Source organism: Streptomyces johnsoniae, assembly GCF_031845565.1.
Classification (GTDB): domain Bacteria; phylum Actinomycetota; class Actinomycetes; order Streptomycetales; family Streptomycetaceae; genus Streptomyces; species Streptomyces johnsoniae.
This window is the reverse complement of sequence record NZ_JAVREV010000034.1, coordinates 1-15,830: the sequence shown is the minus strand read 5'-3', so window position 1 is coordinate 15,830 and position 15,830 is coordinate 1. Positions and strand designations below refer to the sequence as shown.

The following is a 15,830-nucleotide window of genomic DNA, read 5'->3' as shown; positions in this document are numbered from 1 at the left end:
GAGAACTCCGGCGACGGCAACTACTTCAAGGCCGGCGCCTACACGCAGGCCAACTGCGACCGTTCCTCCCCGTGCAGCGGCGACAACTACGGCGAGGTCGAGATCTACGACCTCAACGTCACGCACGACGACGGCCAGTCGTCCGACGAGACCGAGGCCGCGGTGCGCCACGGCTGGGGCACCCCGCTGCCGATATCCGACGAGTTCGACTACACCGGTCCGGTCGACCCGGACAAGTGGGCTGTTCCGTCGGGTGAGTACGGCGGCACGGAGGGCTGCTGGGAAGGGCATGCGGGCAACGGCCGCCGGTGCGCGAAGAACAGCACCGTCGCGGACGGCATGCTCACCATGCTCGGCGAGGAGAACGGCGACACCGGATGGCTCCGCCAGGAGCTGGACACCCAGTACGGCCGGTGGGAGATCCGTTCGCGTTCGCGGAACATCGGTGACAGCGGCGGTCTCTACCACCCGCTGCACCTGATCTGGCCCACCGAGGGCAACCGGCTGGAGAACGGCGAGTACGACTGGGTCGAGTACTCCGACCCGGACGAGCAGTGCCTCTCGGCGTGGCTGCACTACCCGCAGAGCCCCTCGGACGAGAAGGAGCGCCACGAGCTCTGCCCCATGGACATGACCGAGTGGCACAACTTCGCGTTCGAGTGGACACCGGAGGCGCTGGTCGGTTACGTCGACGGTGAGGAATGGTTCCGGATGTCGGACGGCGCCAACTCCGAGCGGGGGAACATCCAGGACATGCCCTCGGGGCACCTCAACATCCAGCTCGACAACTTCACCGGGGCCGGTGGGCTGCGTCCCGCCGTCTTCGAAGTCGACTGGGTGCGGGTGTACGAGTAAGTGATACGAGTGAACAAGGGACGCTGACGCGGCAGGGCGGTCGGGACGACGCCCATCCCTGAGGACGGCCCGCCGGTTCGACCGGCGGGCCGTTCGGCTGCGCATGGGCGCCGACAGGCGGGTGGCTCAGCCGGCGGGGCGGCGCGCGGTGACGTACCGCGGGAAGCCGGTGAAGTCGGGGTGGCTGGTGATGTCCTCGAACCCGGCCGCGCCGATGATGTCGACGACCTCGTCGACCAGGGCGTCGAGGTGCTCGACGGCCAGTACCCCGCCGCCGCGCAGCAGCCGGGCCGCGGTCACGGCGATCCCCCGCATCGCGTCCAGGCCGTCGGCCCCCGAGAAGCTGGCCTCCGGCGGCTGGTGCACCCCGTACTCCGGCGGAATGCGCAACCAGTCGGGAACGTAGGGCGGGTTGGCCATCAGCAGGTCGACACGGCCGTCCAGGTCCTTCAGCAACCGCGGGTCGGCCACGTCCCCTTCGATGAAGTCGACCGCGCCTGTGACCCGGGCGCGCAGCCGTCCGCGTTCCGCTTCGCCCACTGCACGGCGGAGGCTGAGATGTCGACGCCGGTGATGTCGGAGCCGGGGCGGAGCGCGCCGACGGCCAGGGCCAGTGCACCGGAGCCGGTGCACAGGTCGACGACCCGGAGGGGGCCGTCGGGACAGCGGTCCGGCGCCTGGCCGACCATGGCCTCGGAGTGGACGCGCGGGATGAACGTGCCCTCGCCGACCTCGAATTCGAGGCCGAAGAGGGTGGCCCGGCCGGTGATGTACTCCAGTGGCTCCCGGTCCGGCCGGCGCCGGACGAGGGAACGGAAGGCGGCGGCCGTCCCGGCCGGCAGCTCCGCCTCATGGCCGAGCTCCTCCGGGCGCGTGCCGGCGGCGTGCCCGGCCAGGACCAGCGCGTCCAGCTCCGGGGTCCACACCAACGGGGAACACATGACCAGGGCATACCGGCTGCGAAGACCCGCGGCACGACGGCACCTCACCGGCGGAACGCGGTCAGGACCTGGTCCCGGCCGGTAGCGCGCCCGCCGCCCCGCTCGGAGTCGAGATCCATCCGGGCAGTGTGCCGCCCGCGGCGGGAGCGATGCCTGTCATTGCCGCTCGCGCGGCCTGTCGACACGCCCTGACACACGGCTCAGCCGCTGAGGGCCTCGGTGATCTGGCGGCTGGTCTGTGCCGCGATCCGAGGGTTGACGGCGGCGTAGGAGGTGTAGGCGTTCAGACCGGTGGCCAGGGCCCAGCCGCGGCCTCTGGTCCAGGTGGCGTCGTCCAGGCCGAGCGCGGTGCGGAAGGCGGCCCGGCTCCGGGCCGACATCAGCGTGAAGGCCACGGTCAAGTCGCAGGCGGGGTCGCCGATGCCGAGCCCGCCGAAGTCGATGACCGCGCTCAGCCGGCCCTCGCTGGTCAGCAGGTTGCCGGTGTGGAAGTCGCCGTGGAACCAGACCGGCGGGCCCGCCCAGGCGGGGGCGCGCAGCGCCGCCTCCCACAGCTCGGTCATGGCCGCGGCGGGGAACACCGCGGCGGTCGCGGCGATCGCCTCCCGCGTCGCGCGGTCGCGGTCGGCCAGCGGCGGCGCGGTGAGGCGGGAGTGTGCGGCGGGCACCTCCTCGGGCGCGACCCGGTGGAGGGCGGTGAGGAACTCCGCGAGCCGCACGGCGGTTTCCGCGCAGTCGCCCAGTGCCTCGACCGTCGCCACCTCGCCGGGCAGCCAGCGGTTCACCGACCACGGCCACGGGTAGCCGAGGGCCGGCTCGCCCACGGCCACCGGCACCGGGACGGCCAGCGGCAGATGCGGGGCGAGGCGCGGCAGCCACTCGGCCTCTTTCCTGGCCTGCCCGATGGCCCCGGCGTGACGGGGCAGCCGGACGGACAGCTCCGTGCCCAGCCGGTGGATCACGTGATCGGAGCCGGCCGGCTCGAAGGGGCGCAGCGGCAGCCCCGCCCACTGGGGGAACTGCGTGTCCACCAGGCGCCTGGCGAGTGCGGTGTCGATCGCGGGGCGTGGATGCGTGGTTCCACCGGTTGGCACGTGCGCTTCCTCCAGGGCCGGCCCGGGTCGTGCGCCCGGGCTGTCGGTCCCCCATCCCACGGCACGGCGGGCCGGCCTGTCGACTGGTTTTCCCCCGCGGGCCGTTCAGGCGTCGGTGATCCGGAAGATGCCGATGTCGTCGGCGTAGCGCCCCTGGTCGGGGGCCGACTGGTTGAGTGAGGCCTCGACGCCGACCCAGCCGCGGAAGGTGCCGTCGTCGTCGATGATCTGAATCATCGGCTTGACGTGCGAGTTGCCCGTGTAGCAGTGCTCGCCCCGGCCGTCGGCGAGCGCGGTGCGCCAGTGCCAGAGCGTGTCGCGACGGTGGCTGGTGGACGTGTTGGCGGAGGTCACGTAGTAGTCGGTGTCGCTCGGGCTGCGGCCGGCGAGGCAGCGGCCGCTGCCGCAGACGCTCCAGTCGCGCATCCAGAACGGGCTGCCCGCTCCGGCGTCGATGTGCGGCTGGTCGTTCTCGGCGCTCACCTTCCACAGGAAGTAGTCGTGGTCGAAGGACGCGTGGTCGGCGGCGGCGACGGTGGCGGCCGAGGCGCGGGCGTTCCAGGCGGCGTTGCTGCCGTGACCGAAGCCGTGGGTGGCGCCGAAGCCGGAGCGGACGAACGCGAGGGTGGCGAGGGAGCCGTCGGACGCCTCGGTCACGTTCCACTCCTCCCAGCCCTGGCCGCCGGCCCAGGTGATGCGCAGCAGCCCGGCGTCGAGGGTGTAGGTGCCGGTGAGCGACTGGGGCGCGGCGCTGGACTGGTAGCCGTACGCGGTGCGGACGGTGCAGGACCTGGTGGGGCAGCCGGCGGCCTGGACGCCGGTGGAGGAGCGGGTCTCGCGGCGCCGCTGCGTCCAGTGCCAGTGGTCTTCTGAGACGGTGCCGTCCGCGGCGAACTCGTACTGTCCCAGCCGGACCCAGTTGGTGGTGGAGCCGGCGTTCAGACCGCCGACGGCGACGGCGAACCTGGCCTTGCCGCCCGGCAGTTCGGCCGCCGAGGCGGCGGAGGCGGCCGGTGCGGCCGGTGCGGCCGGTGCTCCGAACAGGCAGGACACGAGCAGGGTGAGGACGGCAACGGCCAAGTGCGCCGGGCGGAAACGGTGGCTGTCGCGGGGCAAGTCGGCCTCCGTGAGGGAGTCTTGTGGCGTCGGGAGGAGCGGGACCACCGGCCCACGGTAGGACCGTCCCGGCCCGCTCGCGCGAACGTGCGGCGAACACCGTGCGCGGAGTCCGCGGTGGCGCGACATCTTGCGGCAGGACGATATCTTCCTCCGAAGGGAGTGGGCATGTCAAAATTTTCCGCCAGTCGTGCACCGCCCGCTCTCCTCCCCCACCACTTCCTGGAGACCGCATGCCACGCTCCGCTCCACGCGTCCGCCGTGGGTGGCCGGCCATCGTCGCCGCCCTGACCGGCCTGGCCGCCACCGCCCTCGGCGCCGCCCCCGTGACGGCCTCGGCCGCCCCGGCGGCCGAGGACTCCCGCACCGTCACCTACCGCGGCTACGAGGTCGACGTGCCCGCCGACTGGCGGGTGGTCGACCTCGACGAGGACCCCGCCGCCTGCCTGCGCTTCGACCGGCCCACCGTCTACGTCGGAACGCCCGGCGAGCAGCAGGACTGCCCCGCCCGCGTCGTCGGCCGCACCGCGGGTCTTGTCATCGAGCCGCTGACCGAGGTCGCGGCGGAACGGATCAGCCCGCGCACCGCCGTCGCGCAGCGCGACACCGGCCGGGCGGGCGCCGCCCACGCCGCGACCGGCGCGGTGTCGGCCGGCGGCACCATCGAGGTCGCCGTCGAGGACGCCGGGGTGCTCGTCACCGCGGCGCACGCGCCGCAGGCCGAGGACACGGTGCGGACCGTTCTGGAACGGGCCCGCGTCACCGGCGACGCCGAGCCCGCCGCGGTGCCCGCGCCGCGGGAGAGCATGCCGCGGGCGGCGCAGGCCGGGCCGCAGCCGGGCGACTTCCTCGGGCTCGGCTTCGACGCCTGCACCGCGCCCTCGCAGTCGGCCATGAACGCCTGGCGGTCCGCCTCGCCGTTCCAGGCCATCGGCGTCTACATCAGCGGCGCGACCCGCGGCTGCGCGCAGCCCAACCTCACGGCCGGCTGGGTGGAGGCCCAGACCTCGGCGGGCTGGCACCTCATACCGATCGATGTCGGGCGGCAGGCGCCGTGCACCAGCTACGCCAACCGCATCTCCACCGACCCGGCCACCGCGCGCCAGCAGGGTGTGACGGCCGCCAACGCCTCGGTGGCGTCGGCCGCGTCGCTCGGCATACCGGCCGGCAGCACGCTGTACAGCGATATCGAGGCGTACACCCCGGGCGGCTCCTGCACCACGGGCGTGCTCAACTACCTCTCCGGCTGGACCGAGGGGCTGCACGCGAACGGCTACCTGGCCGGGGTCTACTCCAGCGCGGCCTCCGGCATCCGTGATGTGGCGAACGCCCACGACAACCCGGCGTACACGCGGGTCGACCACATCTGGTTCGCCTGGTGGAACGGCCGCGCCGACACCGACACCGGGCAGTACGCCCCGGCCGAGTACTGGGCCGACCACCAGCGCATCCACCAGTTCGTCGGCGAGGTGACGGAGACCCACGGCGGCGTCAGCATCAACATCGACCGCAACTACCTGGACGTGGGCGCCGGTACCCCGCCCCCGGCGAGCTGCGGCGGGGTCAACCTCACCTTCCCGTCCTACCCGCAACTCGCCGCCGGGGCGAGCGGCCCGCAGGTGTCCGCGGCGCAGTGCCTGCTCAAGTCGGCCGGGGTGACCATGCCGGACGACATGCCGACCGGGGAGTTCGACGACGCCACGGCCGAGGCGGTGGCGGCCTTCCAGAGCGGGCGCGGGCTCGCCGCGGACGGCATCGTGGGCCGGTCCACCTGGACGGCGCTGCTGTCGGCCGGCGCGACGCCGATGATCCAGAACGGGTCGAGCGGCGAGGCGGTGAGCAGGCTCCAGCGGGCCCTGACGGCCGCACGCGGCAGCACGCTGGCCGTCGACGGGCAGTTCGGCCCGAACACCGAGGCGGCGGTGCGCAGTTACCAGAGCTCACGGCAGCTGGACGCGGACGGCATCGTGGGCCCGCAGACGTGGGCCGCCCTCCAGTCCGGACGGTGAGCCGGCCGGGGCGGGCAGCCGGGACCCGGCCGCCCGCCCCGTTCCTCACCCCTTCATGGCGCCCTGGAGCAGCCCGGCGATGAAGCTGCGCTGGAAGACGGCGAACAGCGTAAGGATCGGGAGCATCACGATGATGGTCCCCGCGGCCAGCGTGGGGATGTCCGTGCTGTTCTGCCCGACGAAGAAGCCGAGGCCGGCCGGGGCGGTGTGCATGGTGGTGTCCTGGATGAGCACCAGGACCAGCAGGAACTGGTTCCAGGACCACATGAACACCAGCAGCCCGAGCGTCATCAGCGAGGGGCGGGCCAGCGGCAGCAGGATGCGCAGCAGGATCGTCGCGGAGGAGGCCCCGTCGACGCGGGCCGCCTCGACCAGCGAGGGCGGCGTCGTGCGGAAGTGCGTGCGCATCCAGAACACGCCGAACGGCATGAACAGCGCGATCTCCGCCAGGATCACGCCCAGGTAGGAGTTGGTCAGGCCCACGCCCCGCAGGTCGTAGTAGAGAGGTACGACGATCAGCTCCACGGGGATGGTCAGCCCGGCGATGAAGAACGCCGCCACCGCGTTGCCGCCCGGCAGCTTCATCGTGCCCAGCGCGTAGCCGGCCGAGGCGGCGAGCACCAGCGTGGCGGGCACGACCCCGGCCGCGATGACGAAACTCGCCCGGATCAGGTCGGAGAACCCGGCGACCGTCCACGCCTGTTGGTAGTTGTCCCAGCTCCACTGCTCCGGCCAGGTCAGCCCGACCACCGGCGTGCCCGCGGGCTGCACCGAGGCGAGGAAGACGCTGAGGAACGGCATGATCACGGCGGCCGCGAGCACGGTCAGCAGCGCGTAGCCGGACCAGCGTTCCATTCGGGTGGCGCTGTTCATTCTTCCGACCTCGACAGACGGTTGACGACGTAGACCAGCACGAGGATCAGGCAGGCGAGGACGACGGCCAGGGCGGACGCCAGGCCGACCTTCCCGTCGGAGAACGCCAGCCGGTAGACGAGCAGCCCAGGCACCGTGGTCTGCTCGCCGGGCCCGCCGTTCGTCGTCACGTACACGATGTCGAAGCTCGCCAGCGCGGCGACCATGGTCACCGTCATCGCCACGGCCAGCTCGCCGCGCAGGTGCGGCAGCGTCACGGAGACGAACTCCCGTACCGGGCCCGCCCCGTCGAGCCGGGCCGCCTCGTACAGGCTGGGGTCCACCTTCTGTACGCCGCTGAGGAACAGCATCATGCACAGGCCGCTCAGCACCCAGGTGCCGACCAGGCCGACGGCGATCAGCGCGGCGTCGAAGTCACCGAGCCAGGCCCGCGTCACGCCGTCGAGGCCGACCGTCCGCAGCGTCTGGTTGACCAGCCCGTCGTCCCCGTACAGCCAGCGCCACGTGACGCCCACCGCGACCAGGGGCACCACCTGCGGCAGCATGAACAGGAAGCGGTACGCCGCCATGCCGGGGCGCCGGTAGCGGGCCAGGAGACCGGCCGTCACCAGGCCGAGCAGGATCGGCAGGAAGGAGAAGAACACCACCAGCGTCAGCGCGTTGAGCACGGACCTGCGCAGCACCGCGTCCCCGAAGACCTCGCGGTAGTTGTCCAGGCCCACCCACCGGCCCAGGGTGACGCCGTCCCACTCGAACAGCGAGAGGTACGCCGTGTGCAGGGCGGGCAGGACGGCGAAGGCGAGGTACACGGCGAGCGCGGGCAGCACGTACAGGTAGCCGCGCCACCGGCCGCCCCGGCGCGCGGGGCGGGAGGCGGTGCGCCGGTCCGCGGCCGGCCTACTCGGCGTGCTGCTCATCCCACACGTCCTGTAGCGCGTCCAGGTAGTCGGCGGGCTCCACGCGGCCCGCGATCAGCTTCTGCACGCCGGAGCGCAGCGCGTCGAGCATGGCCGGGGCGGCGAAGTCGGGGAACGTGGTGATGCCGTCGTCGGCGACGGCCAGCCGGTGGCCCTCGGCCACGTCGGCGAGCACGCCCCGCGGCGGCTCGGCCGCCTCGGCGTTGGTCGGCAGAAAGCCGTTGTCGCTGATGATGCGGCCCGCCTCGGGCGTGGTCAGGAAGTCGAGGAACGCGCCCGCGGCCTCCGGGTGTTCGGTGCGCGAGGAGACCGCGTAGGAGACGCTGAAGCCGGAGGCGACCACCGGGTCGGCGGGGCGTCGGCCCGGCATGGGGAAGAAGCCGACGTTGTCGCCCATCGCGGTCGCGAGCTGCCCGGCCGCCCAGTTGCCGTTGATCAGGAAGACGCTGTCGCCGCGGGTGAACTGGGCGGTGGAGTCGACCTGCCCGGTGCCGTTCGCGGAGTCGTTGTAGTAGCCCAGGCGCCCCCACTCGATGACGCGTTCGCTCGCGGCGATGGCCTGCGGCGTCTCGATGGTGGCGCCCTCGGTGCCGTTGACCCAGTCCCAGTAGTCGTCGGTGGGCATTTGGTGGTTGAGCAGGGCCGCCCACAGGTGGAGGCCCCCCGAGTCGAGCGCGCCGACGCCGAGCGGCGTCAGGCCCGCCTCCTCGGCGGCGGCGAGCTGGTCCTCGAACTCGGCGAGGGTGCGCGGCGGTTGCTCGATCCCCGCCCGGGCGGCCAGCTCCTTGTTGTAGTAGATCCCGGTCATCGACAGGCCGGCGGGCACCCCGAACAGGGCCCGGCCGCCGGTGGCCTCGCTGGCCCGCCCGGCGGTGAGCTGGTCGAGGCTGACCGGGGGTATCGACGCGTCCCAGCCGTACGCCTCCCGGTACGGCGCCAGGTCGAGTACGTGCCCTTCCTCGGCCAGGTCGGTCATGCCCACCGCGAACTGCGCGATGTCCGGGGCGCTGTCGGAGGTCATGGTGAGCTTGAGGTTCTTCACGTAGTCGGAGAACGTCTTGTACCGCGGCTCGATCGTGATGCGGGGGTGCTCCTCCTCGAAGGCTGCGATCAGCGCGTCGACCATCAGCGGCGCGTCGGCGAACTGGAGGCGCAGGGTGATGTCCTCGTCCGGGACGGCCGTCCGCGACGGCACGCTCCGCGGCCCAGGCGCCTCGGCCGCGCTGCCGGGCGTCAGCGCGTCGCAGGCGGCCAGCGGCAGCAGCGCCGCCGCCGCACAGGCCGCCACGGCCCTTCGGCGGCGGCGCGCGCGCCGGGCGCGGCCGGGCGGGCGCTCTGTGCCCATCATCGGCCTCCTTGCGGGTCTCGTCGGGGGGGTGTCGGGGGGGGTGTCGGGGGGCGGGGAGTCGAGGGGCGGCCGGTGGCTCAGCCGCGCGGGCAGCGGTCCGCGGTGCGCGCCAGCAGCGCCTCGTTGTGCCGCTCGGCGTCGCCGTGCGCGTTCTGGCTGACGAGCAACGGCGGGGTCAGGCCGTGGCGTTCGGTGAGCAGCTCGGCGGCGCGGCAGGTCAGGGCGTTGACGACGGCCGCGCCGACGGCGGTGGACAGCGCGCCCGCGGCGAGCTTGCCGAGCGGGACGACCGTGTCGCCCGGGCGGCCGTGCGTGTCGATGACGATGTCGGCGGCGTCGAGCAGCCGCAGCCCGCCGGGGTGGCGGGGCTCGGCGGCCAGGGAGTGGGCGCGGTTGGTGATCGCGACGACGGTCGCGCCGAGTTCGCGGGCGCCCAGCGCGAACTCGACCGGCACCGCGTTGATTCCGGAGTTGGACACCACGACCACGACCTCGCCCCGCCTGATGTCCGCGGTGTGCAGGATCGCCGCCGCGTAGCCGCTGACGCGCTCCGCCGCGCCCGCGTGCCGCGGGGCGGACGGCGTCAGGGCCGGGGCGGCGACGACGTTGACGGGGGCGAGACCGCCGGCGCGCTGGAGCGGCTCGGTGGCGACCAGGTGCGAATGTCCGCTGCCGAAGTAGTGGACGACTCCGCCGGCCGCGACGCTGTCCGCGACGGCCAGCGCGGCCCGGTCGATGGCGGGCGCCTCGGCGTCCGCGAGCGCGCCGATGGCGTCCTTCAGGGCGGCGAAGTAGGCGAGGTCGGCGGTCAACGGGCCTCCTTACCGCGGGGCGGCGGCCGGACGGCCGCCGGAGTGGCGTGGAACGTACCAGAGAGTCGCGGAGACGCACCACCCCCGGCGAAGAGCCCGTTTTCCACGCATTCCCGCCCCTTGACCACCCGTCGTGACCGGCCTACCGTGACGCCCGCGTGGTACGTACCGCGCATGTGTACCCCCTGAGCCCGGCCGGGAGGCGAGATCCGGACGATGACATCACCCGGCGAACGGCAGACGCGCGCGGCCCGGCAGCTGCTCGGCCGCCTCCTCGGCGAACGGGCCGCGGACTTCACCGCCGAGGTGGTCCAAGGGGCGGGCGGGCCCGACTGGTTCGAGGTCGACGCGGGGCCCGCGGGCGTCGCGCTGCGCGGGTCGAGCGGCGTGGCCGTCGCCTCCGCGCTGCGCTGGTACCTGCGGACCGCCTGCCGCACCCAGATCACGTGGGACGCGCCCCGCCCCGCACTGCCGCCGCGGCTGCCGCACGCGGGCACGGAAGGACCGGTCACCTCCCCCTACCGGCACCGCTACCACTTCAACGTCTGCACCTTCGGCTACACCACGGCGTTCTGGGACTGGGCGCGCTGGGAGCGCCACATCGACTGGATGGCGCTGCACGGCGTGACCACCCCGCTGGCGATGACGGGAGCCGAGGCGGTGTGGCACCGGACGCTGCTGGCCGCCGGTCTCGACGACGCGGCGGCGCGGCAGTTCCTCGGCGGGCCCGCCTACCTGCCGTGGAACTGGCTCGCCTCGGCCGCCGGCTGGCAGGGGCCGCTGCCCCGCGGCTGGATCGACGGCCACGCGCAGCTCGGCCTGCGCATCCTTCAGCGGGAGCGTTCTCTCGGCATGCGGCCGGTGCTCCAGGGCTTCTCCGGCCACGTGCCCGCGGCGCTGGCGGCCGAACGGGGCGCGCGTGCCGCCACCTTGCCCTGGTGGGACTTCGAGGTGTCCGTCCTGGACCCGCGCGATCCGCTGTTCGCGGAGTTCGGCACCGCGCTGCTGACCGAACAGACCCGGCTGCTCGGCACCGACCACCTCTACGCCGCGGACCCGTTCATCGAGACCACGCCGCCGGTCACGGACCCGGCCGAGGTCGCGCGCGTGGCGGCGGCGGTGCACGGCGCGATGGCCGCCGCCGACGAACGGGCCACGTGGGTGCTGCAGGGCTGGCCGTTCGCCTACCGGGCGGACTACTGGACGCCGGAGCGGACCGCGGCGTTCCTGGACGCCATCCCCGACAACCGGATGCTGGTGCTCGACCTGTGGGCCGAACACCGGCCGGTGTGGCGGCAGGCCGGCGGCTACCGCGGCAAGCCGTGGGTGTGGTGCATGCTGCACAGCCTGGGCGGCCGGCCCGGCCTGTACGGGAAGCTGGCGGAGGTCGCGGGCGGCGCGGCGTCGGCGCGCGCCGACGCGCGCGGCGGCGCGCTCGCCGGGGTCGGGGCGAGCATGGAGGCGTTCGGCGGCGACCCCGTGCTGTACGAGCTGCTGGCCGATGTCGCCTGGCGGGGCGGCGTCGGCGACGTGGGCGCCTGGCTCGCGCACTGGGCGGAGGTCAGGTACGGCCGCCGCACGCCGGAGCTGCGGCGCGCCTGGGAGCTGCTGCACGCAGCCGTCTACGCCGCGGACGGGCCCGGGCCGCCGGGCTCGGTCGTCGTCTGCCGGCCCACGCTCGCGGGCGACCTGCGCCCGCAGGCGCCGCCGCACCTGGCGGCGCCCGCCTCCCCCGACGTTCCGCCGGAGCTGGCCGAGGCGTGGGCGCTGCTGCTCGGCGCGTGCCGGCCGGCGGACAGCGCGGGGCCGCTCGGCCGGGACCTGTGCGACGTGGCGGCGCAGGTGCTCACGCATCTGGCGTGCGCCCGGCAGCTGCGGGCGGCGGACGCCGCGCTGGCCCGGGACGCGGACGGCTTCGCGGCCGCGGCGGACGCGCTGCTCGGCACCGTCGCCGACCTGGACGCGCTGCTGGCCACCCGGCCCGAATACCGCCTGGCCGACTGGCTGGAGGCGGCGCGCGGCTGGGCGGCCACGCCGTCGGAGGCCCGGCTGTACGAGGCCAACGCGCGGCGCGTCCTGACGCTCTGGGGGCACTCCCGCAGCGAGCTGCACGACTACGCGGGGCGGCACTGGGCCGGTCTGGTCCGTTCCTTCCACCTGCCACGCTGGCGACGCTGGTGCACGCACATCGCCGAGGCGATCCGCGACGGCGCCCCGTACCGCGCCGAGGAGTTCGAGGCGTCGATGATCGCGTGGGAGGAGCGCTGGGTCGCGGGGGACGTGCCCGAGGAGCCCCCCGGCCCGCGCGCCGGGGCGACGACGGCCGGGGTGGCGCAAGAGCTGTGGTCGCGCCATCGCGGGCACTTCCAGTAACGGATGGGTGGGATCACGGAGTTGGCAGTGGCGGCGGAGGAAGAGGACGGGCCGGGGCGCGGCGGTGCGGCGGCCTGGGCCTTCAAACACGAGGCGCTGCGGCGGCGGCTCGGCGACGACATCGCCGCGATGCGGCCCGGCGAGGCGCTGCCCAACGAGCGGCTGCTCGCCGAGCGCTACCGCGTCAGCAGGTCGACGGCGCGGCGGGCGCTCCAGTCGCTGCGCGAGGAGGGGCTGATCCGCAGCGTGCGGGGGGTGGGGACGTTCGTCGCGCATCCGCACATCGTCAAGACGTCCGTGCTGACATCGTTCACCGAGGATCTGCGGGCGCGCGGCCACCGCCCCGGCGCGCGGCTGCTCGCCGCGGAGCGGGTCGAGGCCGACCTGCACCTGGCCACGGCGCTGGGCGTGGACCCGGGCACCGCCCTGCACCGGATCGAGCGGCTGCGGCTGGGCGACGAGGTGCCGTTCTGTCTGGAGACGGTGCATCTCTCGGCGGAGCGCTTCCCCGGCCTCGACCCCGCGCGGCTCACCGGGTCGCTGTCCGAGGAGCTGCGGACCGTCCACGGGGTGCACGTGGTGCGGGCGGGCCAGCAGATCAGGGCGGTGAACGCGACCGGGCGCCGGGCGGCGCTGCTCGGCGTTCCCGAGGGCTCGGCGGCCCTGCTGGTGCGGCGGACCGCGTTCGACGCCGCGGGCCGCGTCGTGGAGTACGGGGAGTCGCTGTGCCGGGGGGACCGCTACGAGTTCTCGTTCGTGGTCAACACGGCGCACCCGCCCGCCGGATGAGCCGCTTCACGCCCCGTCCTGACCGGTGCGCGACGGGCGAGGACCCGAACGCCGGTGGCCGGGGCGACGCCAGCCCTCGCGGGCGGCGACGGCGCGGGCGGTGCGGATCAGGGCGGCGACGGCGGGCGCGGTGACGCGGCCGGGGCGGACCAGGGCGAGGGGCACGGGCGGCAGGTCGTCGAGGACCGGCAGGCACGCCGCGGCGGGCAGCAGGTGCTCGGCGACGGAACGGGGCAGCAGCATGAACCCGCCGCCGGAGACTTCCGTGTGATTGCGCAGGCCGGGCACCGGGTTCTCCCACACGGGGAACGTCTCCCCGGTGGCGCCCAGGGCCGCGAACACGGCGTCCACGTAGCCGGGGGCGGGCTCCCTGGTGATGAACCGGAACGTTTCGCCACGCAGGTCGGCGAGGGAGACGGCAGCGCGCCCGGCCAGCCGGTGACCGGCGTGCACGACCACCGTGTACTCCTCGGTGCGCAGCACCTCGGCGGTCCAGCCGGCCGGAACGGGCGGATGGCGGCCGAGCGCGACGTCGAACTCGCCCGCGCCCAGGGCCGCCGGCAGCTCGGCGTCCCACAACTCCCGTGCCTGCACCCGCACCCCGGAATGGCGCTCGGCCATCTCGGCGAGCAGCAGCGGCAGTTCGGCGTGGGCGGCGCTCGGACCGTAGGCGATGCGGACGACGCCGTCCGCGGCACGGGCCGCCTGGCGGGTGAGGCTGACGGCCCGTTCCGCGTGGCCGACGACCTCGCGGGCCGAGGCGACGAAGACCCGGCCCGCCTCGGTCAGCCGGGTGGGGCGGCGCTCGAACAGGGCGACGCCCAGCTCCCGTTCGAGCGCAATGATCTGACGGCTCAGCGGCGGCTGGCTGATGTGCAGCCGCTCGGCCGCGGCCTGGAAACTGCCGGTGTCCGCGATCGCGATGACATACCGCATCAGTCTGAGGTCAACGGCCATACCCGTAGGGTATGCCGACCGTCCGGACGGGTCTGTTCGTTCATCTGCGCCCGGGGCATCGCTTGGTTGACCCTGTTGGCAGATGAGACGAGATGAGCGCACAGCCATGCACCAGGCGGAAGACGGCACGAGGAACGACGGCGGGAACGCGGGCGCGACGCGGCGCGGCGTCATCAAGGCGGGCGGGCTCGCCGCCGCGGCGGGCGCGTTGTCGCTCGGGGCGGCGGGTGCCGCCGAGGCCGGCGGCGGCAGCGGCGGCGGGGAGGGCCGCGTGATCACCCGGAGCTTCCCCGCGACCGGGCAGCGGCTGCCGGTGATCGGGCTCGGCACGTTCATGACCTTCGACTCGCTGCCCGGCGAGCACCGCCCCCATGTGCGGGAGGTCGTACGGGAGTTCTGGCGAGCGGGCGGCCGGGTGATCGACACCTCGCCGCTGTACGGGGCGGCGGAGGAGAACACGGGGGCGGCCATCGACGGATTCGCCGACCGGGTCTTCCTGAACAACAAGATCTGGTCGACCGGTGAGTACCTGTGGGACGAGAGCCACGCCAGGCGCAGCCTGGAACGCTCCATGGAACGCCTGTCCCGCGGACGCCCGTTGGACGTGGTCACCTGTCACAGCCTCGTCAACGTGGACGTGGTGCTGCCGCTGCTGCACGCCTGGAAGAAGGAGGGGCGCATCAAGCACGTCGGCGTCACCCACCACGACGTGGCGTACTTCGACCTGCTCACCGACTGGATCGAACGCGGCGCGCTCGACTCGATGCAGGTCCGCTACTCCATACGCACCAGGGACGCCGAGCGCCGGGTGCTGCGCGCGGCGGCCGACCACGGGACGGCGGTGCTGGTCAACATGCCGCTGGAGAAGGGCCGTCTGCACGAGGTCGTCGCCGGCCGTCCGCTGCCGGATTTCGTGGACGGCCTGGGGATCGAGAGCTGGGCGGAATTCTTCCTGAAGTGGGTGGTGTCCCACCCCGCGGTCACCTGCGCGCTGCCCGCCACCTCGCGGCCCGAGCACGTGGCGGAGAACGTCCGCGCCATGCGCGGTGAACTGCCGGACGCCGGCCTGCGCGAGCGGATGGCGGCCTGGATGGCGGAGCTGCCCGGCTTCGACCGGATCGAGACCGCGCCCTGGTACCCGGGCCGCTCCTACCCCGGGCTCGTCTCCCGGGGCCAGGCCGCGATCATGGAACGCAGCCCCTGGCCGTCCTCCGCCGCGGGCTGAGCCGGCGGTGTTCCGGATCGGTTCCGGAACTGTGCGCGTGGGCTTGACCAATGCGCGGCGGATCGCTGAGATCACGCCGTGAACGAAGTCACGGCCCGCTCTTTCGAAGCGCCACGGGTTCCGTCCGGCGGCGGCACCCGCGGCTTCGCCTCCCACCGGGTGAACGACGCGGTCACCGGCCACCAAGCGTACGGCCTCGCCGTGTGCTGCCTCTTCCACGTCGAGGTTCCGCACACGCCGGGGTGCGGCCGGCGCACAGGGTGGCGGCGTCCCTGGGCGGCGGGACGGGCACTGTCACACACGTCGTCGACGACACCGGCGGCCCGGCGGACGCGGACGGCATCGAGGGGCACCTGGTCGCCTACCCGTTGACGGCTCGGAGCGTGGCCGCCGCGGCTGCGCCACCGGTGAATGCTCGTCGGGAAAAGCCTGGTCGCCGCATGTGCTGCGCCTTCCTGAGTCGGCGGTCAGGGGTCCTGATGGCGCCTCATGGTCTGTCTCTTATACACCTCTGACGCTGC

The 15,830-nt window shown here is 73.9% G+C and carries 14 protein-coding genes; 5 read left to right on the top strand and 9 right to left on the bottom strand.

All coding sequences use genetic code 11. From position 1 onward, the window contains the following. Positions 1-855, top strand: an 855-nt coding sequence (locus RM779_RS32935) for a glycoside hydrolase family 16 protein (RefSeq protein ID WP_311621477.1), incomplete at its 5' end; no start/stop codon positions are given. Between the two features lie 126 nt (positions 856-981). On the opposite strand, the gene RM779_RS32930 is transcribed toward RM779_RS32935, so the two are convergent. The 4 genes from RM779_RS32930 to RM779_RS32915 form a co-directional block, all read right to left on the bottom strand. Further along, complete coding sequence (locus RM779_RS32930) at positions 982-1,326, bottom strand: class I SAM-dependent methyltransferase (protein ID WP_311621476.1); 345 nt, start codon at positions 1,324-1,326, stop codon at positions 982-984. Beyond that, complete coding sequence (locus RM779_RS32925) at positions 1,305-1,796, bottom strand: N5-glutamine methyltransferase family protein (RefSeq protein ID WP_311621475.1); 492 nt, start codon at positions 1,794-1,796, stop codon at positions 1,305-1,307. The genes RM779_RS32930 and RM779_RS32925 overlap by 22 nt, the downstream gene beginning before the upstream one ends. A 200-nt stretch (positions 1,797-1,996) precedes the next feature. After that, the gene (locus RM779_RS32920) at positions 1,997-2,890 is read right to left on the bottom strand and encodes an aminoglycoside phosphotransferase family protein (protein WP_311621474.1); all 894 of its coding nucleotides are present in this window, start codon (positions 2,888-2,890) and stop codon (positions 1,997-1,999) included. A gap of 105 nt (positions 2,891-2,995) precedes the next feature. Then, positions 2,996-4,006 carry a hypothetical protein gene (locus tag RM779_RS32915; protein WP_311621473.1) on the bottom strand — a complete coding sequence of 337 codons (1,011 nt, stop codon included), beginning with the start codon at positions 4,004-4,006 and terminating at the stop codon, positions 2,996-2,998. Between the two features lie 233 nt (positions 4,007-4,239). Here RM779_RS32915 and RM779_RS32910 point away from each other — a divergent pair, with 233 nt between their 5' ends. After that, positions 4,240-6,015: a glycoside hydrolase domain-containing protein gene (locus RM779_RS32910; protein ID WP_311621472.1), complete on the top strand. Its 1,776-nt coding sequence runs from the start codon at positions 4,240-4,242 to the stop codon at positions 6,013-6,015. Between the two features lie 45 nt (positions 6,016-6,060). On the opposite strand, the gene RM779_RS32905 is transcribed toward RM779_RS32910, so the two are convergent. The 4 genes from RM779_RS32905 to RM779_RS32890 all read right to left on the bottom strand — a co-directional run bounded on the left by RM779_RS32905 (position 6,061) and on the right by RM779_RS32890 (position 9,965). Next, positions 6,061-6,888 (bottom strand): carbohydrate ABC transporter permease, encoded by an 828-nt coding sequence (locus RM779_RS32905; protein ID WP_311621471.1) that lies wholly within the window; start codon positions 6,886-6,888, stop codon positions 6,061-6,063. Further along, entirely contained in the window at positions 6,885-7,805 is a 921-nt protein-coding gene (locus tag RM779_RS32900; protein WP_311621470.1) for a carbohydrate ABC transporter permease, read from the bottom strand. The genes RM779_RS32905 and RM779_RS32900 overlap by 4 nt, the downstream gene beginning before the upstream one ends. Further along, positions 7,786-9,153 carry an ABC transporter substrate-binding protein gene (locus tag RM779_RS32895; protein ID WP_311621468.1) on the bottom strand — a complete coding sequence of 456 codons (1,368 nt, stop codon included), beginning with the start codon at positions 9,151-9,153 and terminating at the stop codon, positions 7,786-7,788. The genes RM779_RS32900 and RM779_RS32895 overlap by 20 nt, the downstream gene beginning before the upstream one ends. 77 nt (positions 9,154-9,230) lie before the next feature. Next, a complete protein-coding gene (locus RM779_RS32890; RefSeq protein ID WP_311621467.1) occupies positions 9,231-9,965 on the bottom strand; it encodes a sugar isomerase domain-containing protein in 735 nt (244 codons plus the stop codon). Between the two features lie 216 nt (positions 9,966-10,181). Between RM779_RS32890 and RM779_RS32885 the strand changes: the two genes are divergently transcribed. Both RM779_RS32885 and RM779_RS32880 read left to right on the top strand, forming a co-directional pair. Beyond that, positions 10,182-12,338, top strand: a complete 2,157-nt coding sequence (locus RM779_RS32885; protein ID WP_311621466.1) for an alpha-N-acetylglucosaminidase — start codon at positions 10,182-10,184, stop codon at positions 12,336-12,338. Positions 12,339-12,365: 27 nt separating this feature from the next. Further along, positions 12,366-13,127, top strand: a complete 762-nt coding sequence (locus RM779_RS32880) for a GntR family transcriptional regulator (protein ID WP_311621465.1) — start codon at positions 12,366-12,368, stop codon at positions 13,125-13,127. A gap of 6 nt (positions 13,128-13,133) precedes the next feature. On the opposite strand, the gene RM779_RS32875 is transcribed toward RM779_RS32880, so the two are convergent. Then, a complete protein-coding gene (locus RM779_RS32875) occupies positions 13,134-14,084 on the bottom strand; it encodes a LysR family transcriptional regulator (RefSeq protein WP_311621464.1) in 951 nt (316 codons plus the stop codon). A gap of 106 nt (positions 14,085-14,190) precedes the next feature. Here RM779_RS32875 and RM779_RS32870 point away from each other — a divergent pair, with 106 nt between their 5' ends. After that, positions 14,191-15,309, top strand: a complete 1,119-nt coding sequence (locus RM779_RS32870; protein ID WP_311621463.1) for an aldo/keto reductase — start codon at positions 14,191-14,193, stop codon at positions 15,307-15,309. Positions 15,310-15,830: the final 521 nt, after the last annotated feature.